General features: G+C 74.6%; 12 protein-coding genes. 5 read left to right on the top strand and 7 right to left on the bottom strand.

Going from position 1 to position 18,202, the window contains the following annotated elements; translation table 11 throughout:
* Positions 1-71: 71 nt before the first annotated feature.
* Positions 72-2,120, bottom strand: coding sequence for a hypothetical protein (locus tag KLI87_RS23705; RefSeq protein ID WP_214618744.1), 2,049 nt, complete (start codon positions 2,118-2,120; stop codon positions 72-74).
* A 252-nt stretch (positions 2,121-2,372) separates the two neighbouring features.
* On the bottom strand, positions 2,373-2,966 hold the full coding sequence (locus KLI87_RS23710; protein WP_242886613.1) for a YbhB/YbcL family Raf kinase inhibitor-like protein: 594 nt from the start codon (positions 2,964-2,966) through the stop codon (positions 2,373-2,375).
* A gap of 489 nt (positions 2,967-3,455) precedes the next feature.
* Between KLI87_RS23710 and KLI87_RS23715 the strand changes: the two genes are divergently transcribed.
* Positions 3,456-4,763, top strand: coding sequence for an NAD(P)/FAD-dependent oxidoreductase (locus tag KLI87_RS23715; RefSeq protein WP_372492402.1), 1,308 nt, complete (start codon positions 3,456-3,458; stop codon positions 4,761-4,763).
* A 127-nt stretch (positions 4,764-4,890) separates the two neighbouring features.
* Positions 4,891-8,136 (top strand): BTAD domain-containing putative transcriptional regulator, encoded by a 3,246-nt coding sequence (locus tag KLI87_RS23720; protein ID WP_214618745.1) that lies wholly within the window; start codon positions 4,891-4,893, stop codon positions 8,134-8,136.
* Between the two features lie 241 nt (positions 8,137-8,377).
* Here KLI87_RS23720 and KLI87_RS23725 read toward each other — a convergent pair whose 3' ends face one another.
* Both KLI87_RS23725 and KLI87_RS23730 read right to left on the bottom strand, forming a co-directional pair.
* A complete protein-coding gene (locus tag KLI87_RS23725) occupies positions 8,378-9,190 on the bottom strand; it encodes an ABC transporter permease (protein ID WP_156215004.1) in 813 nt (270 codons plus the stop codon).
* The gene (locus tag KLI87_RS23730; protein WP_214618746.1) at positions 9,187-10,218 is read right to left on the bottom strand and encodes an ATP-binding cassette domain-containing protein; all 1,032 of its coding nucleotides are present in this window, start codon (positions 10,216-10,218) and stop codon (positions 9,187-9,189) included. Before KLI87_RS23730 ends, KLI87_RS23725 begins: the two co-directional genes overlap by 4 nt.
* Before the next feature lie 254 nt (positions 10,219-10,472).
* Here KLI87_RS23730 and KLI87_RS23735 point away from each other — a divergent pair, with 254 nt between their 5' ends.
* Both KLI87_RS23735 and KLI87_RS23740 read left to right on the top strand, forming a co-directional pair.
* On the top strand, positions 10,473-11,033 hold the full coding sequence (locus tag KLI87_RS23735) for a PH domain-containing protein (protein ID WP_242886607.1): 561 nt from the start codon (positions 10,473-10,475) through the stop codon (positions 11,031-11,033).
* On the top strand, positions 11,030-12,454 hold the full coding sequence (locus tag KLI87_RS23740) for a PH domain-containing protein (protein WP_308166140.1): 1,425 nt from the start codon (positions 11,030-11,032) through the stop codon (positions 12,452-12,454). Before KLI87_RS23735 ends, KLI87_RS23740 begins: the two co-directional genes overlap by 4 nt.
* Positions 12,455-12,463: 9 nt before the next feature.
* Here KLI87_RS23740 and sepH read toward each other — a convergent pair whose 3' ends face one another.
* Complete coding sequence (gene sepH / locus KLI87_RS23745; RefSeq protein WP_214618747.1) at positions 12,464-14,161, bottom strand: septation protein SepH; 1,698 nt, start codon at positions 14,159-14,161, stop codon at positions 12,464-12,466.
* Between the two features lie 443 nt (positions 14,162-14,604).
* On the opposite strand from sepH, the gene KLI87_RS23750 reads away from it, so the two are divergent.
* Entirely contained in the window at positions 14,605-15,576 is a 972-nt protein-coding gene (locus tag KLI87_RS23750) for a hypothetical protein (RefSeq protein WP_214618748.1), read from the top strand.
* Positions 15,577-15,581: 5 nt separating this feature from the next.
* Here the strand turns inward: KLI87_RS23750 and KLI87_RS23755 are convergent, their stop codons facing one another.
* Positions 15,582-16,892 (bottom strand): D-arabinono-1,4-lactone oxidase, encoded by a 1,311-nt coding sequence (locus KLI87_RS23755; RefSeq protein WP_214618749.1) that lies wholly within the window; start codon positions 16,890-16,892, stop codon positions 15,582-15,584.
* Positions 16,893-16,929: 37 nt separating this feature from the next.
* Positions 16,930-18,138, bottom strand: a complete 1,209-nt coding sequence (locus KLI87_RS23760) for an MFS transporter (protein ID WP_214618750.1) — start codon at positions 18,136-18,138, stop codon at positions 16,930-16,932.
* Positions 18,139-18,202: the final 64 nt, after the last annotated feature.

Here is an 18,202-nt window from a genome sequence, read left to right on the forward strand (position 1 = left end):
CGGGAATCCGGCGGCCCTCGACCGATGGTGACGCGGCGTCGGCGGGTCAGGTCAGGCCGGCGGGTGGCGGGTCAGCGGCGGTAGTTCTGCCAGTCGTCGGGCTGCGACCCGTACGGGCCGGTGTCGTTGCCGGGGCGGTTGCCGCCCTGCTGGTAGCCGTCCTGCTGGTAGCCGTCCTGGGAGTAGCCCGGGTTGTAGGCCTGCGTGGCGTTGGGGTCGCCGCCGTAGCCGCCCTGGCCGCCGCCGTTCGGGTCCTGCGGCCCCGCCAGCGGGTCGGAATTGTAGCTGCTCCCGCTGAAATCGCCGTAGCCGCCGGTGTTGCCGCCGCTCGAACCGCCGGACCCGCCGTAGGACGAGCCGCCCGTGCCGAGCGGGTCCTCGTAGCGCGGCGACTCGCCGTAGGCCGGGGCCGTCGGGTAGCCCTCGGGCGCGGAGCCCTGGCCGTATCCGGCCGGGGCGCCGAGGCCGGAGGTCGGGTTCGAGCCGGTGCCCGACCCTCCCGCCGACCACGGGCCGGTGCCGGTGGAGCCGCTCGCGCCCCCGCCGCCCGCGCCGCCGCCGCCGGTGCCGAACGAGCCGGTGCCGAGCGGGTCGTTCAGCGGGTCGTTCAGGCCGCCGTAGCCGCCGTCGGACGACCCGCCGCCCGACGCGCGCTGCCGGTCGGTCTGGATGCGCTGGAGCAGTTCGTCCACGGTCGGGAGCTTGTGGTTGTCGGTGTCGGAGCCGCCGCCGAGGCCGCCGTGCGCGGCGGGCGCGGCCGGGGCGGGCGGTGCCGCGGGCGGCGGCACCGGGGGAGCGGCGGGCGGCGGGGCGGGCTCGGACGGGCCGGGCAGCCCGCCGCCGGTCTCGCCGAAGCCGCGCATCGGGTCCTCAGCGCGGCGCAGGGGCAGCCCCAGCGGGTCGGAGGCCCTGGGGTCGCCCGACGGCGGCGGGAAGGCGTCGGGACGCCCTCCGGACGGCGCGGCCGGCGGCCCGGCGGCGGCCGCCGGACGCCCGCCCAGCGGGTCGGAGCCGTAGTCGCCGTAGGAGGGCTCGGGCGAGCCGTACTGCGGCTGCTCGGGCGCGCCGAACGGCGACTGCTCAGGTGCGCCGAACGGCGACTGCTGCTCGCCGTAGCCCGGCTGCTCCTGCCCGCCGTAGGACGGCTGCTCCTGCGCGCCGTAGGACGGGTCGCCGCCGTAGGGCTGCTGCTCGGGCGCGCCGAACACGTGCTGCGGCTCCTGGGCGCCGCCGTACACGGGCTGGTCGGGCTGGCCGGGGACGCCGTAGGGCGCCTGCGGTCCGGTGCCGCCCTGGAGGCCGAGGTCGGCGGGGATCGGGTCGTTGGCGGTCGAGGTCGGGTCGCCGCCGAACGGCGAGCCGCCCTGCGGGAACCCGCCCTGGAAGTCGCCCTGCTGGCCGGCGGGGCCCTGCGGCATCTGCTGCGGGCCCGTGCCGATCGGGGCGCCGAGGCCGTTGAGGATCGTCCCGTCGGCGCCGAGCGTGACCGGCTGGGTCAGGCCGGGCTGCTCGACGGGCATCTGCTCGTGCCCCTGCTGCGGCATCGGCTGGCCCTGCTGCGGGACCTGCGCCTGCGCGTGCAGCGGGTCGGCGGCGGGGTCGGCGTCGGGGCGCTCGCCGTCCTGGCCGTGCTGCCAGGGGAACTTGGGCTTGTCGAAGGTGATGGTCGCCCAGTAGTCGTCGTCCTCCATCTCGTCGGAGGAGCCCTGACCGGCGGGCGGGGGCGGCGGCGGGGACGGCTGCTGCGGCGCGGCGGCGGTGGGGGCGGCGAGCGGGCCGCCCGCGACGCGGCGGTCGTAGGCGGGGTCGGGGGCGCCCGGGCCGTACGAGGGGTCCTCGTAGGCGGGTTCCTGGCCCCCGTTGTAACCGGTCTCGTAGCCGCCCTCGTAGGCACCGTCGTAGCCGCCGTCATAGCCGGTGTCGTAGCCGTCCTCGGGCGCGCCCGCGTTCCCCTGCTGGGGCTGCGGGGCGGCCCGGCGGCCGCGCGGCTGCGGCTGCTCGTCGTCCATCCAGTCGTCGTCGTCCCGCCCGGCCCTGCTGGCCCGCAGACCGAGGGCCACGAGGACGACCACCAGGACCACGACCACAATGAGGCCGAAGACCACGATGTAAGAAGTCATGCCACCACCCAATGCCTTGGCCCGGCGAGAGTCGCCAGCGCGGACCGCGGGTCCGTCTCGTCTGTCACCGGCGGCCGGCTCCCCTCGGGCCTAGCCCGATTGTGTCCGACCGCTATGACCGTTGTCACACCCTTCGCGCACATTTGCCCTCACCCGGCGTGTACCGATCGGCACCAGAAGACCGATCCGCACCCGCCTGTCAGCTCCGCCCCCCGAGGGGTCCGCCCTGACCTCGTGCCTCAGGCTCCAGGGTCAACGCGCCTGCTTCCCGCCGAAGTTCCCGGTGATCCGTCCGCGTCCCACCGTGTGCTTCGCGATGGCGCCGAGCGAGTCCTTGAGCTTGGCGCCGCTCTTGAACGGCGCCGGATCGTCCAGCGCGTAGATGGTGAACCTGTACCGATGCCGTTCTCCCTTGGGCGGGCACGGCGGAACGTAACCCGCCTTGTCCTTGTCGCCCGTGGTCAGCCCCTCGACGGCGCCGGTGATGCCGGCCCCCTCGACGAGCTCGTTGACCGTGCCCTCGATGCCCGCGATCACCCAGTGGACGCGGGCGCCGTTGGAGGCGTCCGGGTCGTCCATGACGATCGCGAACGATCTGGTGCCGGCCGGGGCGCCCGACCACCGCAACGGCGGGGTCCTGCCCTGCCCGCCAGGGTACGTCGTGCAGCCGTACCGCGTGGGCAAGTCGTGGGCATCACGGAAGACCGGGCTGGTCACCGTGAACCACTCCGACAGTTCGGCGCTCTTGTTCTGGGGCCGCCCGATCAGCCCGCAGCCGCCCAGCGAGAAGGCGAGGGCGAGCGCGCCCGCCACGGCCGGGATCGGACGCCGGTCTCTGCTCATCATCGTCGATACGCTCCCGCGCGAGATCGTACGCCGCGCCCCGCCGGATTCTCACGTCCCGGCGGCGCGCGCCCCGCAGGCGGCGCCCCCTTCCTCGTCCGGCCCAACCTTAGGGGCTTCGCGGGGGTGGAACGGGCCTTTCGGGGCCCGCCCCGCCCGCGCGCCCCGGGACCGGACGGGACCAGACGGGACAGTTCGGCGATCAAGCGCAGATCAGGGCTGTGAGGTTGGTCATGCGTGCTTTGGTGTGAGATGTCCGGAAATGTGGAAAGGAGTGGTGAAGTTCACATGGAAGGTGGCCCGCCGTTTTGCCGTTACGAGAAGTTTCGCTGTTCTTCCGGCGATATCGGTTGGCGCCGGACGGGAGTCATCGGGTAGCTTGTGAATGTCTTCACAAGCCGACCGTGAACATTGGAGGCCGCAATGGCCAGGACCGCCGAGGAGACCCCTGGCGCTCCCCACATCCTCATCGTGGGTGGCGGCTATGTGGGCATGTACACCGCCCTCCGCCTGCAGAAGAAGCTCCGCGGCGAGCTGCGCAGGGGCGAGGTCAAGGTCACCGTCGTGGACCCGAACTCGTACATGACGTACCAGCCGTTCCTCCCCGAGGCCGCCGCGGGGAACATCTCCCCCCGGCACGTCGTCGTCCCGCTGCGCCGGGTGCTGCCCAAGTGCACCGTCCGCAAGGCGCGGGTCACCGAGCTGAACCACGACGAGGGCTGGGCGATCGTCCAGCCGCTGGCCGGGCCGCCGGAGCGGATCTCCTACGACTACCTGGTCATGGCCGCTGGCGCGGTGCCGCGGCTGCTGCCGATCCCCGGGCTCGCCGAGAACGGGATCAGCCTGAAGACCGTCGGCGAGGCCATCCACCTGCGCAACCACGTGCTGGAGCAGCTGGAGATCGCCGAGTCGACCAACGATGTCGAGCTGCGCCGCAAGGCGCTGACGTTCGTGTTCGTCGGCGGCGGGTTCGCGGGCGTCGAGGCCGTCGCCGAGCTTGAGGACATGACGCGCGACGCCACCAAGTACATGCGCAAGGTCACCCCGCAGGACCTGCGCTTCATCCTGGTCGAGGCCGCCGACCGGATCCTGCCCGAGGTCGGCCCCGACATGGGCAAGTGGACGGCCGAGCAGCTGCGCGGCCGCGGCATCGACGTGAAGATGAACACGCTGCTGCGCTCGGCGGTGGACGGCCAGATCGAGCTGTCGGACGGCAGCGCGTTCCCGGCCGGGACGCTGGTGTGGAACGCGGGCGTCAAGCCCTCGCCGGTCGTCCGGCACGGCGACATCCCGCTGGACGAGCGGGGCCGCGTCAAGGGCACCGAGTACCTCACGATCGAGGGCCTCGTGCGCGCGTTCACCGCCGGCGACAACGCCGCGATCCCCGACCTCACCGAGGACGGCATGTTCTGCCCGCCCAACGCCCAGCACGCGGTGCGCCAGGCCAAGCTGCTCGGCGACAACATCGTGCGGTCGCTGCGGGGCAAGTCGCTCAAGCCCTACGTCCACGGCAACCTCGGCACCGTCGCGGGCCTCGGCCTGCACAAGGGCGTCGCGAACCCGATGGGCTTCAAGCTCAAGGGCTGGCCCGCGTGGTTCTTCCACCGCACCTACCACGGCGCGATGGTCCCGACCTTCAACCGCAAGCTGCGCGTCCTGGCCGACTGGACGCTCGCGCTGTTCCTCAAGCGCGAGACCGTCTCGCTCGCCACCGTCGAGCAGCCCCGCGCCGACTTCGAGCTGGCGGCGCTGGACGACCACAGGGCGGGCGAGCGCAAGGCGAAGGAGAACGCCGCCTGACCGCCTGACCGCCTGACCGGAGACGACGAACGGATACGAGGAGCGTGCCGGGGTTCCGCCGCGGGGGCGGCGCGACCCCGGCACGCCGCCGTTCGGGGACGGCCGCCCTTCGGGGACAATCGTGGGCGTGCGGATCGGGATGCTCGGGCCCCTGGAGGTGCTCGCGGACGGCCGCCCCGTCGAGATCGGGGGCGCCCGGCTGCGGGTGCTGCTGACGCTGCTCGCGCTCGACCCCGGCTCGGTGCTCCCGGCGGAGCGGATCATCGACGCGCTCTGGGAGGACGACGTCCCCGGGGGCGCCGCGAACGCGCTCCAGTCGCTCGTCTCGCGGCTGCGCGCGCTCGTCGGCCGGGACGCCGTCGAGTCGCGGTTCGGCGGGTACCGGCTCACCGTCCGGCGCGGGGACGTCGACGTCCACGACTTCGAGGCGCGGGTGGCCGCCGCCCGCGCCGCCGCCGCGCCCGCCGAACGCTCCGCCGGGCTCGGCGCGGCCCTCGCGCTGTGGCGCGGCCCGGCGCTCGCCGACGCCGCCGGGCTCCGGTTCGCCGACGCGCCCGCCGCCCGGCTGGAGGCGCTGCGCCGCGCCGCGCTGGAGGAGCGCCTCGACGCCGACCTCGCGCTCGGCCGGCACGCGCGGCTGATCCCCGAGCTCCAGGCGCTCGCTGCGCAGGACCCGCTCCGCGAGCCCGTCACCGCCCTGCTGATGCGCGCCCTCTACGCCGCCGGACACCAGGCCGAGGCCCTCGCCGCCTACGACGCGGCCAAGCACGCGCTGGGCGAGGTGCTGGGCGTCGATCCGTCCCCCGCGCTGGAGGCGGTGTACCTCGCCGTCCTCCGGCAGGACGCGTCCCTACGGCCGGCCGCCCCGGCTTCCCAGGCCGCCCCGGCCGCCCCGGCCGCGCCTCCGCCGCCGGACGACCGGAAGGGGAACCTGCGGGCCCGGCTCACCAGCTTCATCGGCCGCGACGCCGACCTCGGCCGCGTCGACGACCTGCTGTCGCGGGCGCGGCTCGTCACGCTCATCGGCCCCGGCGGGTCCGGCAAGACCCGGCTGTCACTGGAGTCGGGCGAGCGGCTCGCCGGGCGGATGCCCGACGGGGCGTGGCTGGTCGAGCTCGCGCCCGTCGCCGACCCCGCCGAGGTCCCCGCCGCCGCGCTCGGCGCCCTCGGCGCGCTCGGGCTCCGCGGGGGGCCGCTGATCGCGGCGGGCTCCGGCCGGATGGCGGCGCCCGACACCGCCGAGCCGCTGGAGCGGCTCGTGTCCGCGCTCGCGGGCCGCCGGCTGCTGCTCGTCCTGGACAACTGCGAGCACCTCCTGGACGCCGCCGCCCGGCTCGCCGACCAGGTGCTCGCGGCCTGCCCCGGCGTGCGGATCCTCGCGACCAGCCGGGAGCCGCTCGGCATCACCGGCGAGACGCTCTGGCCGGTCGAGCCGCTGGAGCTGCCGCCGCCCTCGGCGGACGCGGCGGCGGCGCACACGCGGCCCGCCGTCCGGCTGTTCGCCGACCGCGCCGCCGCCGTGTCCCCGGGCTTCGCCGTCACCGAGGACAACGCCGGTTGGATCGTGCGGATCTGCCGCGCGCTGGACGGCATGCCGCTGGCGATCGAGCTGGCCGCCGCACGGCTCAGCGCGATGACGCCCGAGCAGGTCGCCGTCCGGCTCGACGACCGGTTCCGGCTGCTCAACGCGGGCAGCCGCACCGCCCTGCCCCGCCACAAGACGCTCCGCGCCGTCGTCGAGTGGAGCTGGGACCTGCTCGCCGAGCCCGAGCGGGCGCTGTGGCGCCGCCTCGCCGTCTTCCACGGCGGCGCGACGCTGGAGGCCGCCGAGGACGTGTGCGCGGGGCCGGGCCTGCACCGCGCCGACGTCCTGGACGTCCTGTCGGCGCTGGTCGACAAGTCGCTGGTGACCGTGTCCGGCACGGACGGCGGACCCCGCTACCGGATGCTGGAGACGCTCCGCGCGTACGGGCTGGAGCGCCTCGTCCAGGCGGGGGAGGAGGAGCGGACGCGCCGCGCCCACGCCGATCATTTCCTGCGGCTCGCCGAGGAGGCCGAGCCGCACCTGTACCGCGCCGACCAGATCCGCTGGCTGCCCCGGCTGGCCGCCGAGCACGACAACTGCGCCGCAGCGCTGCGCTGGGCGGTCTCCGTCCGGGACGCGCCGCTCGCGCTGCGGTTCTGCGCCGCGCTCGGCTGGTCCTGGTTCCTGCGGGGGCGGCTCACCGAGGGCACCGAGCACCTGGAGGAGATCCTCGACCTGCCCGGCGTGCCCGCCGACCAGCCCACCGCGATGGCGTTCGCCCTCGCCTCGCTCACCGCGCTCGACAAGCGGCCGAACCCGGCCCCGGCCGCCACCTGGCTCCGGCGCGCCCAGGAGATCGGCGACGGGATCGACGACCGCGACCTCCACCCGGTGCTGTGGCTGATGCTGTTCATGGGCAAGATGCAGGTGGACGGCTGGAACCTGCACCCCGCCGAGGGGATCGAGCGGCTGCTGGACTCCGAGGACCCGTGGGCCCGCGGCCTCGCGAACTTCGTCCAGGGCCACATCGCCCACAACTTCGGCCGGACGCATCTGATCGAGGACTTCTTCGACCGGGCGCTCGCGGGGTTCCGGGAGGCCGGCGACCGCTGGGGGCTGTCGTTCGCGCTCACCGCGCAGGGGGAGATCCTCAGCCGCCGGGGCGAGCACGCGGGGGCCGTCGCGCGCTACGAGGAGAGCCTCCGGCTGAACGCCGAGCTGGGCCGCGAGAGCTCGTCGATGCTGTACGTGACGATGCGGCTGGGCAACGAGCTGGACCTCATGGGCGAGTCCGCCCGCGCCCGCGCGCTGCTGCTGCGGAGCATGGAGCAGGGCGGGGCGTCCCGCTCGGAGGAGACGATGGCGCTGAACTACCAGCTCGCCGAGATCGCCCGCCGCGCCGGGGACTCCGGCGAGGCGCTGCGCGGGCTCACGCTGGCCGAGGACCTGTCGGCGGGGCTGTCCGGTCCGCCGCAGTTCCGCGCGATGCTGCTCAGCTCCCGGGCCCAGCTCGACATCGCGCTCGGCGCCGTCGAGGAGGCCCGCGCCCGGCTGGACGAGGCGGTGCGCATCGCCGTCCAGTCGCAGGACTACCCGATCCTGTCCTACGTGCTGGGCGGCCATGCCGAGCTTTGCCGCGCCCTCGGCGACGCCGAGCGCGCGGCCGTCCTGCTCGGCGCCGCCGACGGCCTGCGCGGCACCCGCGACCTCTCCCAGCCGGACGTCCTGGCCATCGAGGCCGCCGTCCGCGAGGCGCTCGGCGAGCCCGCCTTCACCGCCGCCAACGAGCGGGGCCGGTCATGGACGTTCACCGACATCGTCGAAGCCTTCGACCTGCCCCACCCGTGACGACGGCCACGGCCAGGGACGGGCGCGGGCGGGCGCGGCCACGAGCGGGCGCGGCCACGGCGGGCGCGGGCGGGCGCGGCCACGAGCGGGCGCGGCCACGGGCGGGCGCGGGCGGGCGCGGGCGCGGGCACGAGACGGAGCAGCCGGACGGCCCGGCCACCGGTGCCTCGGTTCGAGGGGGTGGACGGGCCGTCCGGCTGCCGGACGCGTCCGGCCCGGGTCGGGCCGAGCGCGCGTGGGGTCAGGCGCGCTGCTTGAAGGCGCGCAGCGACAGGGGGGCGAACACGGCGGAGATGCCGACGCCCCACGCCAGCGCGATCAGCGCGTGGTTCAGCACCGGGCCGCCGACCAGCAGGCCGCGCATGGCCTCGACCAGGTGCGTCACCGGGCTGTTGTCCATCACGGCGGCGAGCCACCCCGGGATGCCCTGGGTCGACTTGATGAACGCGGTGCTGAGGAAGCTCAGCGGGAAGATCACCACGAAGCCGAAGATCTGCACCTTCTCCGGCTCGTTGACCTTCATCGCGATGAAGACCGACGTCCAGGAGAACAGCACGGCGAAGGTCAGCAGCAGGACGAACGCGGTGATCAGTGCGAGCACGTTCGTCTCGACCCGGAACCCGATCGCGAACCCGACCGCGAGCAGGATCATCATCGACCACGCCTGCTTGGCGGTGTCGGCGAGGATCCGCCCGGCGAGCGGGGCGCTGCGCGAGATCGGCAGGCTGCGGAACCGGTCGAACACGCCCTTGGTGATGTCGGTGTTGAGCCCGAACCCGGTGCTCATCCCGGCGAACAGCGCGTTCTGCGCGATGATGCCCGGGATCACGACCGGGAGGTAGGCGTCGACGCTGCCCTCCATCGCGGGCCCGAACACGTAGGCGAACAGCAGCACGAACATGATGGGCTGGATGGACAGGTCCAGCAGCTCCATCGGGTTGTGCTTGATCTGCACCAGGTTGCGCCACGCCAGCGTGAGCACGTTGCGGACGGTGGTGCCCGGCGAGACCCGCTTGGAGAGGGTCTGCGGCGGGGTGAAGGTCGCGGTCGTCATGCCGACGCCCCCTCCTTGTCGGACGCCTTGTCGGTCGCCTTGTCGGACGCCTTCAGGTCGGTCGACCCGGCGAGCGCGTCGGCCTCGGCCTCGATGTCGTCGGTGTGGTGGCCGGTGAGGGCGAAGAACACCTCGTCCAGGCTGGACTTGCGCAGCGACAGCTCGCCGACGGTGACGCCGGCGTCGTCCAGGCGCCGCACCACGGCGGGCATCAGCTGCGGGTCGGTGATCGGCACCGAGACCATCCCGTCGCGGGCCTCCGGCTCGGCGCCGGCCATCTCGCCGACGATCCGCGACGCGGCGGCGACGTCGGACTCCTGGAGCGGCCTGACCTCCAGCACCTGGCCGCCGACCTGCGACTTCAGCGTGTCGGACGTGCCGTGCGCGATCACCTGGCCGCGGTCGATGACGACGATGTCGTCGGCGAGCTGGTCGGCCTCCTCCAGGTACTGCGTGGTGAGCAGCACGGTGACGCCGTCGTCGGTGAGGCCGCGGACGATGTCCCACAGGCCGTTGCGGCTGCGCGGGTCCAGGCCGGTGGTCGGCTCGTCCAGGAAGAGGATCTGGGGGCGGCCGACCAGGCTCGCGGCCAGGTCGAGGCGGCGCCGCATGCCGCCGGAGTAGGTCTTGGCGGCGCGCTCGGCGGCCTCGGTGAGCTGGAAGCGCTCCAGCAGCTCGGCGGCGCGCGCCCGGGACTCGCGGCGCGGGATGCCGAGCAGCCGCCCGATCAGGATCAGGTTCTCGGTGCCGGTGAGCATCTCGTCGACCCCGGCGTACTGCCCGGTCAGACCGATGAGCTGCCGGACCTTGTGCGCCTCCTTGACCACGTCGAACCCGCCGACCCTGGCGCTGCCGCCGGTCGGCTCGATCAGCGTGGCGAGGATCCGGGTCGTGGTGGTCTTGCCGGCGCCGTTGGGGCCCAGCACGCCGAGCACCGTCCCCGCTTGAGCGGTGAGCGAGACGCCGGCGAGCGCCTCGGTATCACCGAACCGCTTCACCAGGCCGTCGGCCTGGATCGCGTAGGTCATGGGATCTCCTAGGGCTTTTCTCGTATGCCGGACACTTCTCGCGCAGACGGTCTGCCAAGGTATGCGTTGCCCGGTGCGTTCCGCATCAGCTTTTTCGGCGGCACGGCCGCCGTGAGGTGCTGACTTCCAACCTCGCACGCACCACTGACAAAACGCTGAGATCGCCGTGAACCCTTCCTCCGGCTCCGCCGGGAGCGGCCGCGACCGGCCCGCGACCGGCCCGGAGGCACGCCCGGTGGTTCTAAACTCGCGGTGTGACGTCGGTGCGGCGCAGTCACCACCAGGACGGCGGGGGGCCGCACCCGCCGCGCCTGCGGCCGCCCGCGAACCGCGTCTCCCCCCGCGCGATGGCGCACTGGGCGATCGAGTACCTGCTGCTGTGGGGGCTGGGGTTCGGCCTCGCGCTCGGCGTGGCCGCGTGGATAGACGACTCTGGCTGGGACGCCCTGCCGGGCTGGCTGTCGGGCCGGGTCGGCTGGCTGGCCTACCTCGTCGGCGCGGTCGGCCTGCTGATGGTGACGGTCGCGCCGGTGTGGCGCTACCGCGTCCACCGCTGGGAGGTGAGCGCGGACGTCGTCTACACCCGCACGGGCTGGTTCAGCCGCGAGTGGCTGCTGGTGCCGGTCGGGCGGATCCAGACCGTCGAGACCGGGCAGGGCTGGCTGGAGCGGATGCTGGGGCTCGCCACCATCGAGATCAACACCGCGTCGCACACGGGCTCCTCGGAGGTCTCCGGCCTGCCCGTGGACGTCGCGACCCGGCTGGCCGACGACCTGGCGCACCGCGCGCACGACCTCCGCGACGACGCCACGTGACCGGGCCCGCGCAGCGCCTCCATCCGCTGACGTTCGTCGTGGGCGCCGTCCGGGAACTGGTCGCGCTCCTGGCCGCCGGGATGACGGGCCTGGTCGTGGGCGGGCTGTCCACCGCGTTCTACTTCACGCTCGTCGGCCTGGCGTTCGGCCTGTTCTTCCACATCGCCGGGTGGGCGACGTTCACCTACATCGTCCGCGAGGACCGCATCGAGCTGCGCCGCTCCCTCATCGGACGGTCGGTCAAGAGCATCCCGCGCGACCGGATCCGGGGCGTGGACATCAGCACGTCCCTCCCGCACCGGCTCCTCGGGCTCGCGGTCGTCCGCATCGACGCGGGCGCGGACGGCGGCGAGGGCGAGCTCAACGCGGTCTCCCGGCACGAGGCCGAACGGCTCCGCCGCGTCCTGCTGACCCGCACCGAGCAGCCGCGCCGCGTCCTCGGCCGCATGCGCCGCCGCTGGTACGTGTACGCCCCGCTCAGCGGCGCCTACCTGCTGACGCCCTTCGCGCTGGCGGGCAGCCTGCTCGGCACCCTCTACAACCTCGGCGACGACCTCGGCCTCATCACCCAGGAGCGGGTGGAGAGCGCCGGGCACAGCGCCGTCGGGCTGCCGACGGCGCTGGTCGTGGCGCTGGCGATCCTCGTCCTGATCGCGATGCCGGTCATGTCGGTGATCGTCTTCACGCTCTTCAACTGGGACTTCACCGTCCACGAGCGGGACGGCTCGCTGGTCGCCGAGCGCGGCCTGGTCACCCGGCGCAGCGTGTCGCTGGAGCGCCGCCGGCTGCGCGGCGTCGAGTTCGCCGACAACCCGTTCGAGCGCGCCGCCGGGGTCACCCGGCTCGGCGCGCTGATCACCGGCCTCGGCGACGCCGCGCACCGGGGGCGGCTGCTGCCCGCCGCGCCGCGCCCGGCCGCCGAGGCGCTGGCGACCCGCGTGCTCGGCGCGATCCCCGGGCCGCTGCTCCCGCACCCCACCGCCGCGCGGGGACGGCGCGTCGCGCGCGCCATGGCCCCGCCCGCCGGGGTCGCGCTGCTCGCCGTCGCGGCCGGGCAGTTCTGGGTCGCCTACGTCTGCGCGGTGCTCGCGGTGTTCGCCGTCCCGCTGGGCCTGGACCGCTACCGGCAGCTCGGGCACGCCACCGGCTCCGGACTCCTCACCCTCCGCTCGGGCAGCCTCCGCCGCCGCCAGGTGGTGATCGAGCACGGCGCGATCGTCGGGTGGCGCGTCCGCCGGACGCTGTTCCAGCGCCGCCTGGGCCTCGCCACCCTGTTCGTCGCCGTGGGCGCGGGCGAGGGCGGCTACACCGCGCTGGACATGGCCGAAGGCGACGCCGTCGCCCTGGCGGCGTCCATCACCCCCGCCTGGCTCGCTCCGTTCCTGGACGCCCCGCTCCCCGTGGACGCGGCCGCGCCCTGACCGGCGCGCCTATTCGGGGCGCCGGGCGCCGAACATGATCTCGTCCCAGGACGGGACGGAGGCGCGCTTGCCCTTGGCCTTGCGGCGGCCCCGCGCGGCCCGCGCCGCCGCCGCGGGGGTCTCCGACGCCGCGGCGGGCTTGTCCTGAGCCGGGGGGACGGCGGGCCGCCCGGCGGGCTTCTTCTTCGCCGGGGCCCGGTGCGCGGGCCGCTGCGCCGCCTTCCGCGCGGCGGGGGTCAGGTCGGCGTCGTCGGGCTTGTCGGCGGCCTCGTCCGGCCTGCCGGGCTTGTCGGCCGTCTCGGCGGCCTTTTCGGCGGCCTTTTCGGCGGCCTTGGCGTCCTCGGCGGGAGCGCGCTCGGGCGCCTCCTCCTCGACCGCTCCCTCCGCCTCGTCCTCGCCCGATTCCTCGGCCTTGGGCGGTTCGGGCTCCTCCCCGGGCACGGACTCCCCGTCGTGCTCCGCGCCGGCGGGCGGGGCCTCGGGCTCCGCCGGGGATGCCTCGGCGTCCTCCTCGGCGGTGACGGCCTCGGCCGCCTCCTCCTGCTTCTCCTCCTCGGCGTCCTCAGCGGCGTGGGTCGCCTCGCCGGGAGCGGCCTCGGGCTCCGGCGCGGTCTCCTGCTCGTCGGCGGCGGACCCGGCGGCGGCGTCCTCCTCCTCGGCGTCCTCGCGGAGGTCGGTGACCTCCGGGGCGTCGCCGGTCTCGCCGCCGTCCACGGCCGGGCGGTGGCCGGCCGCGGCCTCGCCGAGGTCGGCGGCCTCGTCGTCGCGTGCGGACGCGGCGGCGGCCTCGCGGAGCTGGGCGGCGCCGCGCGCGAGGGCGTCCTCAAGCGACTCGGCGGGCTCGCGGGCCTCCGCGACCGGGTGCTCCTCGGGCCCGGCCGGAGGGACGCGGCGCGCACCGGCCTCGCGCAGCGGAGTCGGGGCCTGCTCAGGGGCGGGCGGGAAGGAGGGGCGCGGGTCCAGCGCGCGGCCCCGCTCGATGACGTACTCGCGCGGCTCGGCGGCGCGCAGCGGCTCGGGCCCGGCGGCCGGCTCGGGCTCGGCGGGCAGGCCGCGGTCGCCGGAGACGACCTTCATCGCCGGACGGCGCGGGACGAGCGGGGTCACGGTGTCGGACAGGGACTCCTCGTCCCACTCGACGGCGGTGAGGCGGGCGGCGATCTCGTCCAGCGGGGAGACGTGGCGGCGGCGCGGGTCGAAGACCCACTCGGCGGCGTGCGGGCGGCCGTTGTCGAAGAAGGAGAGGCGGACGCGCCAGGTGTTGTCCTCGCACTTCCAGGAGTCCCACTCGGCCTCGTCGAGGTCGACGCCGCCGCGGCCGAGGCGCTCCTCGACGGTCTCGCCGAGGGGCGGGCCCGGGGTCGACTCGCCCGGCCGGCGCACGGCGACGCGCTGCGCCTGCTGCGCCATGTACTCGCGTTCCTGAAGGACCGGCCCTTCGAACCAGCGGATGCGTTCGACGGGGATGCCCGCGGACTCGGCGATCTCCTCAGCGGTCTCGCCGGACCGGATACGGGCCTGGATCTCCTTGGGACGCAAGGGACTCTCCACTTCGATCTCGAACTGGCCGAGGCGGGAGAAGTGCCCACGGACCGCGGCGCGGAGCCGGTCGTCGACGGGCAGGGTGAACCGGGTGCCTCGGCCCGCAGTGGCCAGGACGAGGTACGTACCGTCCTCGCTGACCGCGACGAGGCGCAGCTCCTGCATGCGTGTCCTTCCTGCCCTGTCCAGACGGCACGGAGGGCGCCGGACCACGCCGCCGGTGGGAAGCCCGCCTCCATCGTGCTCCCACCCGCCGGTCGTCCAGTGCCCGCCGAGGGCGCATGCGTGCCCTTCCCCCGGGTTCCCGAGTCTCTCTTTCGGACACACCTGCTGCCAGCACCGTACCCGGCATGTCCGAACATCGCCGCTCTCGAAGCCCTCCTCACGAGGCCGAAGAGGGCACCTGACCAAGCTTGCCGGGCACCGGGTCCGCCCGTGGCCGCCCTGCCTGATTCTTGTGCATCCTTTTCCACACTGTGCCTGACGTGGCCTTCCGGCTCCACCCGTTTGGCGTAGCGAGCATCACGTCCGTGTTCGGAACACCCGGATGTGGCGGTTAGTTTCCGTTCGGGGTATTTGTCGTCGATCAGACAGGGGGAACGGGGCGGATGCCGGGCAAGCTGCCGGACCTGAGCACGACGCAGCTCATCGCGAGCGGGATGGCGACGCTCGCCGCCGCGGTGGGGGCGTCGTACCTGGGCGTGTACGGGACGATCCTGGGCGCGGCCTTCATGAGCGTGGCCTCGACCGCCGGGGCCGCGGTGTGCAAGCACTACCTGGACCAGGGCCGGGAGCAGATCAAGGACCTGACGCACGTCCAGGCGTCGGCGGAGCGCAGGGACGCGGCGCAGGACGCGGCGGCGCGCGCGGTCGAGGCGGACCCGACGCGGACGGCGGTGTGGTCCGACCCGAACGCGACGCGCATGGACCTGGACGTGGACGCCGTCCAGAGGAGGCTGGACGACCCCGGCGCCACGCGCCTGGAACCCAGCGCCGCGTACATGGACCCGAACGCCACCCGGCTGGATCCGTCCCAGGCGGTCGCGGGCGACCTCGCCGGGCTCGCGGGCGAGGAGGCGGTGCGCGAGGCGGCCCGCAGGTCCGCGTGGGAGGGCACGGTGGCCTGGGCCAGGCAGCGCTGGGTGCCGCTGGTGCTGTCCTCGGCGGCGGTGTTCGCGTTCGTCCTCGGCGGCATCACGCTGTTCGAGGCGGCGTCCGGCAGCCCGATCGGCGACAAGGGCAACGGGCTGACGGTGACCAAGGTCCTCGGCGGCGACGGCGACGGCGGCGGGCGCACCGACGAGACGCCCTCGGACGGGCCGTCGGGCAGCGAGAGGCCCACCGGCGAGGAGCCGAGCGGCGGCCCGTCGGGGGAGACGCCCAAGACCGGCACGCCCTCGACCGGCACCGCGACGGACGAGCCGGCGCCGCCGCGGACCGAGCGCCCGACCGACAAGCCGACGAGCACGGTGCCCACGGCGCCGACGGCGCCCGGCAGCTCCGCGCCGTCGAGCCAGAACCCCGGCGGCGAGGAGAAGCCCGGCGGCGAGGAGCAGCAGCGCAACGCGCCGGCGGAGTGAGCGCGTCAGTCGCCGAAGACCCGGGTCGTGTAGGCGTTGGCGAAGCGGCGGTCCGGGTCGAGTTCGTCGCGCAGGGCCCGGAAGTCGCCGAACCTCGGGTACGCCTTCTCCAGATAGGCGGCGTCGCGGGTGTGGAGCTTGCCCCAGTGCGGGCGCCCGCCGAAGGCGACGAGGAGGTTCTCGACGGCGCGGAAGTACTCCTCGTGCGGGGCGCGGTGGTAGACGTGGACGGCGATGAACGCCGTCCTGCGCCCGTAGGCCATGGACAGCCAGGCGTCCTCGGGCGGCAGCATCCTGACCTCGATCGGGAAGCCGATCCGCCAGTCCCTGCGGTTGAACAGGGCCCGGAGCTCGCGCAGGGCGGGGACGAGCTCCTCGCGGGGGATCGCGTACTCCTGCTCCTTGAACCGCACCGTCCGCGGGCTGGTGAACACCTTGTAGGAGGTGTCGCTGTAGACGCGCGCGCCGAGCAGCCTGGCGCAGACCCCGTTGACGAACGGGGTCGAGGCCGGCGCCCGGTGGGTGACCCTGTTGACGGCGCCGAACACGGTGTTGGACAGGAACCGGTCGTCCAGCCAGTGCTTCGCCTTGGACAGCGGGCGCGCGGGCCCCGCGACGGGGTTGTTGCGCTTGGTGAGGCACCCCTCGGTGTGGGGGAACCAGTAGAACTCGAAGTGCTCGTTGGCGGAGTCGAACTCGTCCACGCGCGCGAGCACCTCGTCCCACCGCATCGGCGCCTCCTGCGCGCGCAGCAGGAACGCGGGGACGGTCTTCCACGTGACGGCGGTGACGACGCCGAGCGCGCCGAGCCCCGCGCGGGCGGCGTCGAACAGCTCGGGCCGCTCGGCGGGCGAGCAGGTGACGGCCGACCCGTCGGCGAGCACGAGCTCCAGCGCGGCGACCTGGGAGGCGAGCCCGGCGGCGTCGCGCCCGGTGCCGTGCGTGGCGGTCTGGAGGGCGCCCGCGACGGTCTGCTCCTGGATGTCGCCCATGTTGGCCAGCGCGAGGCCGTGCTCGTGCAGGACGCGGTTGAGCGTGTGCAGCGGGAGCCCCGCCTCGACCGTCACGAGGCCGGTCGAGGTGTCGACCGAGCGGACGGCGGTGAGCGCGTCGGGGCGCAGCAGCACGCCCTCGGCGACGGCGGCGCCGGTGAAGGAGTGCCCGGTGCCGGTCATCCGGACGGTCAGCCCGTCATGGGCGGCCGCGCGGACGGCGTCGGCCACCTCCCCGGCGGTGCGCGGCGCCAGCGCCCGCACCGGTTCGGCCCGCTGGTTTCCCGCCCAGTTCCGCCACGTCAGGTTGGTCTCGGGGGACATGGGCCGACTCTACTCGGCGCTTGTATATGAGAAAAGTTCACGTTCTCGTGGCGGCGATCTCGCGCGCCCGCACCGAGCGGGCGCCCGCGAGGCCGACGACCGCCGCGACCACCGCGCACCCGAGCGGGACGAAGAACGCCGCGTGCGCGCCCCGCGCGTCGACCACCCGTCCCGACAGCGAGGACCCGAGCGCCACGCCGATGCCGACCGACGTGGAGACCAGCGCCAGCCCCTCGGTGAGCTGCCGCGGCGGGACCAGCCGCTCCACCAGCCCGAACCCCGGAATGATCGTCGGGGAGATCGCCAGGCCGGAGAAGAACACCACGAACATCATCAGGTACAGGTCCCCGACGAGGACGGGCGGTACGAGACCCGCCGTCAGCAGCACCAGCCCCGCGAGGAACCGCCGGGACAGCGGCCTGCGCCAGTGCCGCGCGCCGTACCACAGCGCCGCCGAGCCGCTGCCGAGCGCGTAGCAGCCGAGCAGCACGCCCGCGAGCGCCTTGTGCCCCTCCTCCTCGGCGAACGCGACGCCGCTGACGTCGATCGCGCCGAACACCATGCCGAGCATCAGGAAGACCGGCGCGATGACGAGCACACCGGGGTTACTGAGGATGCCGCGGTCCCCGGCCCCCGGCTCGCGCGGGCGCGGCGGCGGCTCGGTGTCGCGCAGGCCCGCGAGCGCCAGGCAGCCCACCAGCGTGAAGGACGCGGCGGCGGCGACGCCCGCCGCCGGATGGACGCCGGTGGACAGCGCCGTGACGATCATCGGCCCGGTGATGAAGATCGTCTCGTCCACGACCGACTCGAACGAGTAGGCGGTGTGGACGCGTTCGGGCGCGTCGCGCAGGACGTGGGACCACCGCGCCCGCACCCAGGCGCCCAGCGAGATCTGGGTGAGCCCCGCCGAGGCGGCCGCCGCGAACAGCGTCCACACCGGCAGCCCCGCCTGCGCGAAGACGATCAGGAGGGTGTAGCTCGCCGTGTTCGCCAGCACCACCGGGACGAGCACGCGGTGCTGGCCGTACCGGTCGGCGAAGCGCGCGGTGAGCGGTGCCCCGGCGGCGAAGCCGAGCGCCAGGGTCGCGCTGACGGCTCCGGCGATACCGTACGATCCGGTGGCGGCGGACACCATCAGGACGATCCCGATGCCCTCCATGGACATCGACATGCGGCCGACGAGGCCCGCGGCGACGAAGAGCCGGGCCCCCGGAATCGCCAGCAGCTGCCGGTACGGACTGGCCAACCGATCCTCCCCCGCCCCCCGGGGAACGGCGGCCCCGAGCCATGTTCTGCGACTTCAGCCCAAT

Source organism: Actinomadura sp. NEAU-AAG7 (assembly GCF_018603865.1).
Lineage (GTDB): Bacteria > Actinomycetota > Actinomycetes > Streptosporangiales > Streptosporangiaceae > Spirillospora > Spirillospora litoris.